Here is a 13,472-nt window from a genome sequence, read left to right as displayed (position 1 = left end):
ATAATAAAAAAGACATTTAAGTTAATTTCCGGTTTACAGCCAGTATATCTTTATTGCTCTCCAAAAGTACTATATTTATCTTCCCTTTAAGAGGAGTGAAAACGCATGTATTAGCACAAAGAAGACATTGTGAGGAAAACGTACCCTATTTATGATATTCAGAATTTTAATCGGAATTTAATTCAGGAAGGACTTTATGTCAACACTTTTAGTAAGCATTTAATTAACAATAGTTTTATAGAGCGCTCCCATGGGCATAATTTCTATCTCCTCGTACTTTTTACCAAAGGTTCTGGAATTCATAAAATAGATTTCAATACGTTCACCATTAATCCAGGATGTATTTATCTTATCCAACCTGGTCAAGTACATAGTTGGAACTTGTCTAAGGACATAGAAGGCTATATCTTATTTTACACAAAGGATGTATACAATTTGTATTTTGGAGCCAAGAGGGTAGAAGAGTATCCATTTTATCAAGCTTCAAAAAATATTTCAGAGGTGCGTTTAAACGAACCTGAAGTACGTTCACTTGAAATTTATTTTCAACTTTTAATCAAAGAGAATCTAGCATCGAATACCCGGAAATTAGATAAACTTTTAAATCTAATTGATATCATCCATATTGAAATTTCCCGAAAGCATTTTCAGGAGAACAATATAGACTTACATTCTTACAATCATAAACTAGAACAATTTAATACGCTGTTAGAGCATTATTATAAAACAGAAAAAGCACCTTCTTTTTATGCTTCTAAAATGAATATGAGTCTAAAGCATTTAAATCGGATTTGTAACTATGTTTTAAATAAAACCGTCACTATTCTTATTGCTGAGAAAGTGGTTATAGAAAGCAAGCGCATGTTAACTTTTAGTACAAAGTCTGTTGGAGAGATAGCCCAAGAGCTAGGCTTCGAAAATTATTCTTATTTCTCAAGACTATTTAAAAAATACACCCAAACCGTTCCTTCAAAATTTAGAGCACGCCTTAAGGCAGAAAACTAGTGGAATTATTTTTCTGCTGTTGTTTGCAGCGAATAATGTATCCAGTGGTATGCTGAGTCAAAAGTAGGTATATGAGTTTTAGACTGCGTGTCAATTGTTGCAAGCGTATATGTAATATTAAAAAAGAGGCGGGTATAAGTTTTAAAATGCCAAGTTGAAGTTACTTTTTTCTATGTTATATTCTATTTGTTGTAATGCTTCGGGTACAGAAGTAACTGGCAGTTTGCAGCTATTGTTGAGGCAGACATAGATATAAGTTTTATCATCTTCAAAGCGGTCTTTATAAATAGCAATAGGCGATGCTGTTTCAGAACCAATAACTAAAGTATTTGCTAAAAATTTAGAGTTTAACTCTTGGGTCAAACTAAGCGCATTAGAACCTACCACGGCAATTTCATAATAGGTAGAAGATAGGTGTAGGGCAAGGCAGCCCCATTTCGTATAGCCTTCAAGATTTTCTTGTAAAAGTGGTGCCATGGTTTGTGTCATTTTCTTTGCTCGTGCGCTATATGCATCATGGTATAATATGTGGCCCAATAAAAATAAGTTTTCAGCTACCGTAGCATTTGGAGAATCAAATACGCCATCATGTGTTGGAATTATTTTTGAAATTAAATTATCTTCTTCTTTAAAGCGATAAAACCCACTTTCTACATCATAAAATTTTTGGTCTGTTGTTTTAGTTAACGCTATGGCCGTGTTTAGATATTCAGGATTTAATGTAGCGCTATACAGGTTTATATTGGCATTGGCCAGTGTGGCATAATCTTCTAAAAAGCCAGCCGTTTTTTTACCTCCTTTTTTATAAGAATGAATTAGTGTGTTATTTTCATAGCAATTTTCTAGAATAAAGCGGTTGATAGCTTTAGCTTTTTCTAAGAAGGACTCATCCTTGAATGTTTTGTAGGCTTCTACATAGCCGTTGATTAAAAGCGAATTCCAAGAAGTAATAATCTTATCATCTTTGCTAGGGTATGTTCTTTTGCTACGTGCTTTTTTTAATGTTTTTTTCCAGCCGTTTTTTAACTGCTTCAATTTTTCTGAAGAAAGACTATTAGAGGTGCAAAAAGTAGCATCAGATGCAGTATGTTGCAAAACATACCGGCCATTTTCTAAGGTATTTTTTGGGTCTAATTTATAGTAGGCAGCAAACAAATCATACTCAGCTCCTAAAAGTGTGTGTAATTCATCTTTGCTCCAAGTGTAATATTTTCCCTCTTCTCCATCAGTGTCAGCATCTAAGGCCGCATAGTACCCGCCACCATCATGTAGCATATTCTCGGTCAGAAATGCGTCTATGGCATAAACAATTTCTTTATACCGCGATGTTTTATACCGCTTGTAGGCTTTTGCATAAAGTGCCATAATTTGCGCGTTATCGTATAGCATTTTTTCAAAATGTGGAATACGCCAATCGGGTACCGTACTGTATCTATAGAAGCCACCATCAATATGATCAATTATACCAGAACTAGCAATGGAGTCTAAGGTTTTTTGCGCAAAATTATTTACCGTGAGGTCGTTCTCAATAACGCCATAATTCATTAAAAAATTCAAGCTTGTTGGGAGTACAAATTTCTGGTCGGCAATTGTACCGCCATGCTGCGTATCCCACTTTAGTTTCCAAGTGGTAGTGGCTTTTATCAAACTATCTCTAGAAATTGCGTTTAAATTTTTTGTTGAAGGAGCTAAATTAACTTCTTCGATACCTAGTGCAACCTTATCGGCATAGGCATATAATTTTAGGCTATCGCTCTTATAAAGTTCATTAAATTGTTTTAGTACTCCATTCCATTCTTCTTTGGAGTGGTAAGTACCTCCATAGATAGGTTTGCCATTGGGCAAGGTTATTACATTTAATGGCCAGCCTCCAGAACCATTCATTAATTGTACGGCAGTCATATACACCTTATCCACGTCTGGCCGTTCTTCACGATCTACTTTTACATTTATAAAATTGGTATTCATAAATTCTGCTGTGGGAATATCGGTAAATGTTTCTTCTTCCATTTTATGGCACCAGTGGCACGTAGAGTACCCAATACTTAAAACAACCAATTTATTTTCTTTCTTGGCAGCATTGTATATCGTATCTGTCCACGGCTGCCAATTCACAGGATTATGAGCATGTTGTAATAAATAGGGGCTGGTTTCATGAACAAGATTATTGGTATAAGCAAAATCTTGAGGCACCTTTTTGGAGCTTTCTTTACAAGAAAAAAAAAGTAACGGTAAGCAAAGTAATCCTAAAATACCTTTCATAAATGGTCGTAAAATAAAGTGTTTGATTCTTGGTGCGGTATAGCAAGTTGTTAAAAAGAGATGCTGAAAACCATTGAGAATCATTCACTAAAATAGCAGTATTATTTCGAAATAAACACTCTTGGCGGGTAATTTTCGTAATTTGAGTGCTGATGCAACAAATGTTGCATTCATCGCTACATATATCTTAGTACGTATTATGATTTAAAAATACATTTAAAGACAAACTAAAACCAAAAAAAATACGATACTCCATGAAGCTATTTAATTGCGTGTTTGCTTACTTTGTACTATGCTCCTTTGCCGTGCAAAGTCAAAATACTGAGGTTCAAATTTCTGGAAATTTAGAAAAGTGGAATAAAATTGTACTTAGTTTTACAGGTACAGAGCTTTCAGAATATGATGCTGAAAATCCTTTTTTAAATTACCGCTTAGACGTAACCTTTAGAAATGAAGATCATGTATTGGTTGTTCCTGGCTATTATGCGGCAGATGGCAATGCAAGTGAAACAGGAGCAACAGAAGGGAACGTGTGGAAGGTTATATTCAGGCCTGATAAAATAGGAACTTGGACTTATGAAGTATCTTTCAAGAAAGGTAAAAACATTGCTGTAGCAGCTTCGGGAGCGGGTGGAAAGTCGGTAGATTTTGATGGCATGAGTGGTTCTTTAGAGGTTCTAGAGATAAAAGATAAAACTAGCGAAGCGGCAAAAGGTAGATTATCCTACACAGGAGAACGGTATTTAAGATACGCAGATACAAAGAAGGCATTTTTAAAAGTTGGCGCAGGTAGTCCTGAAAATTTTTTAGGGTATGCAGGATTTGACCAAACACCAGGAACTCATGAATATGCACCACATGCCAACGATTGGAAGAGTGGCGATCCTACATGGCAAAACGGAAAAGGTAAAAACATTATCGGAGCACTGAATTACCTTGCTTCAAAAGGAATGAATAGTGTTTTCTTTTTGACGATGAATGTGCAAGGAGATGGTAAAGATGTGTGGCCCTGGACAGATGAAAATGAGCGTTACCGTTTTGACTGTAGCAAATTGGCACAATGGGAAATAGTTTTTGGCCATATGGATGAGAAAGGGTTAATGCTGCATATGGTGTTGCAAGAAACAGAAAATGAATTACTATTAGATATCGGGCAATTAGGGGTGCAACGTAAGCTCTATTTAAGAGAGATGATTGCGCGTTTTGGGCATCATTTAAAAGTAACGTGGAATTTAGGAGAAGAAAACGGACCAGTACATTGGTCTCCAAAAGGGCAAGATGATGAAGATCGTAGGGCTATGGCAGGTTATGTAGCGGAAATAGACCCGTATGCTAATTTTATTACCCTACATAGCCATTCACTACCTAAAGAACAAGATGAAATATTAAATCCTTTATTAGGTTACTCCTTTTTAGAAGGAAGTTCTGTACAAATCCACGATCCAAAATTAGCGCATGAGACTACCGTGAAATGGTTAGATAAATCTGCGGAACATGGCAAACAATGGGTGGTAAGTATTGATGAAATTGGCCCCGCAGATCACGGTGCATTACCCGATGCTGAAGATCCTGAGCATGACGACATTAGAAATCACGTACTGTGGGGTAACTTAATGGCAGGAGGAGCAGGCGTCGAATGGTATTTTGGATACAAGCATGCGCATATGGATTTAAATTGTGAAGATTGGAGGTCTAGAGAAAATCTATGGAATCAGTCTAAAATTGCAGTAGATTTTTTTAATGAGCACCTACCATTTGAAGATATGAAAGCACAAGATGCGCTAACCTCAAATTCGGAAGATTATGTGTTGGCTAAAGAAAATGAGATATATGCTATATACCTTCCAAAAAGCACAGCGGTACAATTACAGCTGCCAGCATCTGGAGATATCTATAGTGTTTTATGGTTTGATGCAAAAAACGGAGGTGCCTTAAAAAAAGGATCTAAATCAAAAGTAAAAGCAGTAGGAGAAACCGCTATCGGTGCACCTCCAACGGATTCTGGAGATTGGGTTGCTATCGTAAAAAATACAAAGAAAACGAAGAATAATAATTCATTAGCCTCTCTCCCTTCAAAATTTATAAACCTAGATAAGGTAGCAGCATTTGAAGAAATTGATGGTTTTTTAGAAGTAGAAGCAGAACATTTTCACTATACTTCCAATCAAAATACAGTACGAGATTGGAAAGTGATTGCGTATGATCAGAGTAACTTTATAGAAAATAAGGAGGAGCAAAAGGCATTAAAATCGGCATCTAGTAAAGCCTATATTAAAGCTTTTCCTGACACCCGAATTACGCATGATGATGCGTTGGTTGTAGGAGAGAATTTTTTTCCAGAATCGGGTACAGGAGGTATTGTTTCCTATAAAGTGAAAATTAATACCCCTGGAAAATATTATATATGGGCAAGTACATTTTCTACCGGAACAGAAGATAATGGAGTACACGTTGGCATTAATGGAGTATGGCCAGAAAGTGGCGCTAGAATTCAATGGTGTGAAGGTAAAAACCAATGGCAATGGTCGTCGGCTCAAAGACAAGAAGACAATCATTGCGGTAGTCCAAATACTATATTTTTAGAATTTTCAAAAGCAGGGGACTATATTGTTTCCTTCGCTATGCGTGAAGACGGTTTTAAATTAGACCGTTGGATTCTTACGAATAACGCTAATTTTATACCTAAAATAACCCCCGAATTTAAGAATGAATAGAATACTCACCTTTTGCATCGCAATCTTATTGTTTTGTACGTTTCAAAGTAAGGCTCAAGAAAAAAATGGGCCATTAAATTTTGTAAACATCAAACAAGGTCTTTCTAAAGTAGCTGTTTCTGCAATTACGCAAGATAATAATGGGTATATCTGGATTGGTACTAATGGTGCTGGACTGTATAAGTTTGATGGGGTGGATTATACACCATATAAGCATAAGATTAAAGACACCACGACGATCAATAGTAATCTTATACATTGTATGTATATAGATCATAAAAATAGATTGTGGGTAGGTACAGATGATGGTTTAAGTGTCTATGAAAAAGATTTAGATAGGTTCACTAGAATACCATTTCAATCTAAAAAAGATGCAGAATTAAATATTGCTGTCTTTACCTTATCTGGAGATGCACAAGGTAATATTTATATCGGAAGCTTTGAAAATGGTTATTTTGGACTAAAGAACGATGAAAAAAGTATTAGAAGATTAGCCTCGGCAGATCCCATAGCGAAAAATGCGGTCAACATCAATAAATTAACAGTAGATCATAAGAATACTATCTATGCAGGAACTTCTTTAGGTTTAAAAGAATTTGATGTCACTGCACAAAAATTTGTATCCTCCTACTTCAATACAAGTTCAGGTCTTCATACGTTTGATGAACCGGTGCAGACACTGTTAATAGATGCTCATCATCATATTTGGGTAGGAACCGTGTCTAACGGATTGTATAAAATAGTTAAGGGGAATCCTATGACAGGGGTTTTAGATCAGATTTATCATTTTGGTATTACAGAAAGGCGTATTCTCGCCACTTGCCAGATGAAAGATAATTCCATTTTAGTGGGCACAGAGAATGACGGGCTCTTTCAAATAAACCAAGATGGTACGACAAGAGCTCGGTATCTTTCAGACAAAAGCTATACGAATAGTATCAGTTCCAATTCTATCTGGTCCTTATATGTAGATAAGAATGATCGCGTTTGGATGGGGTATTACAATAGCGGTATTGGAATATATGATGAACTCTACGATAAATTTAAGGGTTTAGAAAGTATAGCAAATAATAAAAATTCTTTAGAAGTTGGTTCTGTAACCGGAATTTTAGAAGACAATGCTAAGCGCTTGTGGATTACCATGGATGGTGGCGGTATAGATATTTTTAATCCTAAATCAAATACCTATACCCACCTTATCAAAAATGAAGGCGGATATTCAAATTTAAGCTCTTCGGACATACAAACGGTTTTTAAGGATCGTAAAAATAATCTATGGTTTGGCACTTGGAATCACGGCCTATTTCTTTTACCAAACGGATCTAAAAAGTTTATAAATTATAATGCGGAAAACACCCCAGAAGCATTTGGCTCCAACAGTATTATGTCTTTTGCAGAAGATGCCAAAGGGACAATTTGGATAGGCACGTTCTACAACGGAATTTTATCCTATAACCCAAATACGGAAACATTTGTACATCACGACACGCCAGAATTTACTCAAAAAGATTTGCATACCAGTGCCATTCGTAAAGTAATGGTAGACTCTAAAGATTGTATTTGGGTAGGTACTACTAGAGGATTGTTTCGCATTAAAGAAGAGAGAAATTCGGGCTTTAAAATTGATAATATTTCAGAAAAGGCGCCGGAACTGTACAGGCACAAATCTAGTGCTAACTACATTTTATCTTTATATGAGGATAATGATGGTAGTATTTGGATTGGAACAAGAGGTTCTGGCCTAGGAAATTACAATCCGCAAAAGCAGAGTTTTAATTTTTGCAATGAAACGTTTAATCTAAATGAGGAAAGCGTTGCCAGTATTACATCTAGTGATGCTCAAACATTATGGATAAGTGGAAATACAGGAATTACAAGAATCGATTTAAAAAATAAAAAAGCTACAAATTACTCTGCAAATGATGGTTTGTTATCTAATAATTTCAACTTTAATGCTGTGCTAAAAGCTAATGATGGCATGCTTTATTTTGGAAATTATAAGGGTTTAGATTTCTTTAATCCCAAAAATGTTAGTGTCAACGAAAGCCTAACATCTATGTATCTAACGGGGTTTAAACTTTTTAATAAAGATGTCATCCCGGGAGCGGCTAATTCACCTTTAGATAAAATTATATCAGAAACGGAGACGATAGAGCTTACGCATAATCAATCTGTTTTTACCATAGAATATACTGGTATAAATTATACTAGAGCAGAGAAAAACACTTATGCTTATTACTTAGAGGGGTTTGAAGATACATGGAACTATGTAGGGACTTCTAGAAGTGCAACCTATACCAATTTAGATCCAGGAAAATATACGTTTAAACTAAAGGCTGCCAATAATGATGGCATTTGGAATGAAAATGCCTTAACCTTAAAGGTGCATATTTTACCGCCTTGGTGGAAAACAAATCTAGCTACAGCAATCTATATTCTATTGCTTGCGCTAGGAATTTATTTACTGAATAAAATAACTCAAGAAAGAATAAAAGAGAAGCAGTTTATAAAAAATGAACGCATCAAGCGTATACAAGAGGATCGATTAAATGAAAAGAAGCTTCAATTTTTTACAAATATTTCTCATGAATTTAGGACACCACTAACCTTAATTATCAATCCTTTAGAAGATATTATTCGTGATGAGACCTTGAATTTACCAGAACGGGTAAAAGAGAAGCATCACATTATACATAAAAATACAGATCGGTTATATAGGCTTATTAATGAATTGATGGATTTTAGGAAACTAGAGCTTAATAAACTACGTGTGAAGGCCGGAGAACTAGATGTTGTAGAATTCACGAAAGAGGTCACTAGTTATTTTAAGGAAGAGGCAGCTAACAGAAATATACATTTAGCGGTAGATGCAGACGTTACAGAAATTCCTATTTGGGCAGATGCCAATATGCTTGAAAAAATTATCTTCAATATTCTTTCTAACGCTTTAAAAGTTACGCCAGACGGCGGTGCTATAAATATTGATATTGTTTCTTCCGATAAATTAATAGCGCTACCCTTAGCAGATAGTACGCAACCTATAGAGGCTATAGAAATTATTATCACAGATACGGGCATGGGCTTAGAGAAAGACCAAGTGCAACGTATTTTTGAGCGTTTTTATCAAGTAGAAAACTTAAATAAAACCTACTACGGCGGTACTGGAATAGGTTTAGAAGTAGTTCAAAACTTTGTAGAGTTGCATAAAGGAAAAGTAGAAGTAGAAAGTGAAGTAGGTAAAGGAACTTCTTTTAAATTATTTTTCCCTAAAGGCAAAGCGCATTTTGCAGCAGAAGATATTCTTAAAGAAGTTACTAAATCTATAAGCTACAGAGAGCGAAATCCATTGCCTAAAAAAGCAAAATCTACAGAGGATGGTCTTTCAGAAGACTATAAGAGCAAACAACATACTTTGCTTGTTGTAGAAGATAATTCAGAACTTAGAAACTATTTGAGAGATGAGTTTAAGCAACAATATAAAGTGTTGGTGGCAAAAGACGGACAAGAAGGTTTGCAAATGGCGAAAGAATTCTTGCCAGATGTTATTTTAACCGATGTAATCATGCCAGAAATGGATGGTTTTACCTTTTGTAAAAATATAAAAGAAGATTTAAGAACGAGCCATATTCCACTTTTGATGCTTACGGCCAAAGCTAAAATTGACGATCGTATAGAAGGAATTGGTTTGGGTGCAGATGCATATATGGTTAAGCCTTTTGATATGCGATTATTGAGTCTTCGATTAAAGCAGTTAATTACCAGTAGGCAATTAATCTTTGATAAGTATTTTGGATCTATAAGTGGTGCAGATGAAAATGCAAATGCCTCATCATTGGATAAAGACTTTATACATAAGGTCTTAAATTATATCAATGAGAATATGAGCGATTCAGATTTAAGTGTAGAGGTACTCGCCTCTCAGTTACATTTGAGTAGAAGTCAGCTATACCGAAAAATAAAAACACTTACAGGTCAAACCGTAAATGAGTTTCTGAGAAAAATAAGATTGCAACGCGCTAAGCAGATTATTGAAACAGAAAGCGATGTAAATATTAGCGAGGTTTGTTATAAGGTAGGATTCTCTTCACCTTCTTACTTTACAAAATGTTTTAAAGCCCACTTTGGAGTTCTTCCCACAGAGATAGAGAAAAATAAATAGGCAATATGCCTTTAGTTTAGTAGAAACAAATGGTGCATTTGTAACATTTGATGCGCGCATTGCATCAAATGTTGCGTTTGCCCCCAAGAGAGCATGCCTTGCAACAATCTTAGTACAACATGCTTAATGGCTGATATTTAATGTTGAATTGAGCAGATATATTTGTTACTAGCACAGTTCAAATGAAAATAAGCCCTAGAAATCCGAAAGTTAAAATAATGGTAGAGGTTGCATTAATCGTATGCATTCTAATATTGCTGGTTTTGATCTTCAATTAGGAGTCCTTTGAACTAAACTCAACTCAAAAAATTAAATAACTAAAACTAACTCTTTATGATGAAGAAATTCAAATTTGCGGCATTCGCCTTCTTTTTGATGTGTTCGCAATTTATTCTCGCCCAAAATTCAGTAAGTGGTGTTGTTTCTGATAATACTGGAACGCCATTACCTGGTGTGTCTATTATTGTTCAAGGAACAACACGAGGAACCACGGCTGATTTCGATGGAAAATACAGTATTGATAATGTAGCGCCAACAGACAAGCTTACATTTTCATACATAGGTATGACAACACAAATTATTAGCATTGGTAGCGCGTCTACCTTAAACGTTACTTTATTAGAATCATCAGAAGCCTTAGATGAGGTGGTGGTCGTTGCGTATGGTACGCAAAGTAGAGCAGCAGTAACAGGAGCAGTATCTACTATTAAATCTGAAGATATTGCAGCTTTACCAGTTACAAATGCAGAACAAGCTTTACAAGGGCGTGCATCAGGATTAACGATTGTAAATAGTGGTGCTCCAGGTTCTACGCCTTTAGTTCTTATTAGAGGTTTAGGAACTTTTGGAAATAACACGCCATTATTTGTTATAGATGGTGTTATTGTAGGAAACTTATCAGGGATCAGTCCAAATGATATTGAGTCTATCTCGGTGCTAAAAGATGCTTCTACTACAGCGCTTTATGGTGCTCAAGGTTCTAACGGGGTAGTTTTGGTAACCACTAAAAAAGGAAAAAGTGGCAAAGGTACTTTAGCGTTTAATACGTATACCGGTTTTCAAAACAACACCAAACGCTATGATGTTATGAATTCTGTACAGTACTTACAACACGCTGCAAATTTAGGAGTTTTTCCAGATCGCCCTCTTGAAGTATTTACAAATAATACAGATTGGCAGAATGAAATTTTTCAGTCAGGATTAATTCAAGATTATAACTTGAGTTACTCTGGTGGAAATGAAAATGGAAATTATCTTTTTTCTGGGGAGTATTTAGGTCAAGAAGGTATTATTATCAATACTGGTTTTGAGCGTTATTCTTTTAGAGCAAATAGTTCTGTAAACTTTGGGAGACTTACGGTTGGAGAATCTATGTCTGTATCTTTTGGAAAACAAAGACCAGAGTTAGATGGTGGTGCAAGATCTTTATTGGTACACGCTATAAAGTCTGCTCCTTATTTGCCAGTATACAATCCTAATAATTTAGGAGGGTTCCAAGGTCCTTCTTCTCCAGGTGATGGTCAAGATGCAGAAAACCCAGTAAGAATTCAAACGATACAAACAGCAATCAACAAAACACTCAGTGTTATTGGTAATGTATATGCAGAATTAGAAATTGTAGATGATCTTAAATTCAAATCACAAGTAGGTCTTGATTATTTTACATTTAACGGAAGTAGTTTTACGCCTTCTTTTAATGATGATAATACAGGAAGTAATACCCATCAACAAGATTTTGCTTCATACGGTAGAAACAATCAAGTAGGGAAAACTTTATTGTTTACGAATAGTTTAAACTACAGCAAAACATTTGGAGACAGTCACAATTTTGATTTTCTAGTTTTAGCGGAGAAGTATGAAAGCACATTTACTGAGTTTGGTGGTGGCGCAAGAAACTATATTACGGATGATATCGTACAATTTGGTGCAGATAATTTATCCTTAGGAAGTGGTTCTGGGGAGACTTCAAGAATGGGGTACTTAGGTAGAATTAATTATAACTTTGATAGTAAATACATTGCTTCTGTTTCTTTAAGACGTGACGCTTCGTCTAGATTTGGTACAAACTCTAGGTGGGGTACATTCCCTTCAGCCTCTTTAGGGTGGAATATTTCTAAAGAGAATTTCTTAGTAGATACGCAAATCAGTAATTTAAAATTAAGAGGTAGTTATGGTTTTGTAGGTAATGACAAAATTGGCGATTACCTATACAGTGCTACTTTAACGCAAGGTTTTCAATATCCCATAGGAGATGGTAATGGCGCAGGAGTAACTGCAAACGGTGGAGCAAACCCTGATTTAAAATGGGAAGAGACAGAGATGCTAAACGTAGGTTTAGATTTCGGAATCTACAACGATCGTTTTACCGCTACGGTAGAATATTACCAAAATACAAGTGATGATTTATTGGTTAGTCTTCCTGCACCACTATCTAATGGTATTAATGCGGGTAATATTACAGCAAATGTAGGTTCGGTAGAAACGAAAGGTTTTGAAGTTTCTTTGGGATATAATGATTACGAAGGAGACTTTACATGGTCTGCAAACTTAAATATTGGTACAAGTACCAATGAAGTTTTAAGCTTAGGGAATCTTGAGTTTTTTGAAGGTGGCGCTATGAAAGATGGAAAAGGGAATATTTCTCGTACTTCTGTAGGAGAATCGTTATTTCATTTTTACGGTTTAGAAAGTGATGGGATCTACCAAACACAAGCTGAGGTAGATGCTGTTTTTACAGCAAACCCAGGGCAAACTGTGGTACAGCCAGGAGATGTTAGGTATAAAGACCTTAATGGAGATGGTAATATTACCTCTGATGACAGAGCAATTATTGCAGATCCTTATCCAGACTTTACCTATGGTTTAAACCTTTCTGCCAACTATAAAAACTTTGATCTTGGTTTATTTGTAACAGGAATACAAGGGGTTGATTTATATAACACGAATAAGTACCATTTAGAAGGGGGAGCGAATAGATTGTTTAATGGTAGTCCTGTGTTATTAGATAGCTGGACAGCTACTAATCCTTCTCTTACACAGCCTAGAGTGCCAGGAGCACCTCAAAACCATAATGTATCAGATCGATATGTAGAAGATGGTTCTTTCGCTAGATTAAAAAATGTAAGTGTTGGTTATACAATTCCAGGAGATTATTTAAGCAATTACTTTTCTAAAATAAGATTCTATGTGAGTGGTCAAAATTTAATTACTATATCAGATTACTCTGGCTTAGATCCTGAAATTGCAGGAGGTAACCAAGATTACGGAATTGATAGAGGGAATTACCCACAACCAAAATCAGCGTTATTCGGAGTTCAAGTTTCATTTTAAAA

General features: G+C 35.5%; 5 protein-coding genes. 4 read left to right on the top strand and 1 reads right to left on the bottom strand.

Annotation, left to right across the window (positions count from 1 at the left end):
• Window positions 1-129 precede the first annotated feature (129 nt).
• A complete protein-coding gene (locus M666_RS02200; RefSeq protein ID WP_029444923.1) occupies window positions 130-1,005 on the top strand; it encodes a helix-turn-helix domain-containing protein in 876 nt (291 codons plus the stop codon).
• A 141-nt stretch (window positions 1,006-1,146) separates the two neighbouring features.
• Here the strand turns inward: M666_RS02200 and M666_RS02195 are convergent, their stop codons facing one another.
• A complete protein-coding gene (locus M666_RS02195) occupies window positions 1,147-3,267 on the bottom strand; it encodes a thioredoxin domain-containing protein (protein WP_029444922.1) in 2,121 nt (706 codons plus the stop codon).
• A gap of 254 nt (window positions 3,268-3,521) precedes the next feature.
• On the opposite strand from M666_RS02195, the gene M666_RS02190 reads away from it, so the two are divergent.
• From M666_RS02190 to M666_RS02180, 3 genes are all read left to right on the top strand, one after another.
• Entirely contained in the window at window positions 3,522-5,981 is a 2,460-nt protein-coding gene (locus M666_RS02190) for a DUF5060 domain-containing protein (protein ID WP_029444921.1), read from the top strand.
• Window positions 5,974-10,140, top strand: a complete 4,167-nt coding sequence (locus tag M666_RS02185; protein WP_029444920.1) for a hybrid sensor histidine kinase/response regulator transcription factor — start codon at window positions 5,974-5,976, stop codon at window positions 10,138-10,140. The genes M666_RS02190 and M666_RS02185 overlap by 8 nt, the downstream gene beginning before the upstream one ends.
• A 333-nt stretch (window positions 10,141-10,473) precedes the next feature.
• Window positions 10,474-13,470, top strand: a complete 2,997-nt coding sequence (locus M666_RS02180; RefSeq protein ID WP_029444919.1) for a SusC/RagA family TonB-linked outer membrane protein — start codon at window positions 10,474-10,476, stop codon at window positions 13,468-13,470.
• The last annotated feature ends 2 nt before the right edge of the window (window positions 13,471-13,472 follow it).

Origin of the sequence: Cellulophaga baltica 18 (assembly GCF_000468615.2) — a bacterium.
Taxonomy (GTDB): domain Bacteria; phylum Bacteroidota; class Bacteroidia; order Flavobacteriales; family Flavobacteriaceae; genus Cellulophaga; species Cellulophaga baltica.
This window is presented reverse-complemented; position numbering and strand designations above follow the sequence as displayed.

Excerpts from the sequence above, each read along its gene's own strand:
- M666_RS02195 (WP_029444922.1), bottom strand. The coding sequence starts at position 3,267 with ATGAAAGGTATTTTAGGATTACTTTGCTTACCGTTACTTTTTTTTTCT.
- M666_RS02190 (WP_029444921.1), top strand. The coding sequence starts at position 3,522 with ATGAAGCTATTTAATTGCGTGTTTGCTTACTTTGTACTATGCTCCTTT.
- M666_RS02180 (WP_029444919.1), top strand. The coding sequence starts at position 10,474 with ATGATGAAGAAATTCAAATTTGCGGCATTCGCCTTCTTTTTGATGTGT.
- M666_RS02185 (WP_029444920.1), top strand. The coding sequence starts at position 5,974 with ATGAATAGAATACTCACCTTTTGCATCGCAATCTTATTGTTTTGTACG.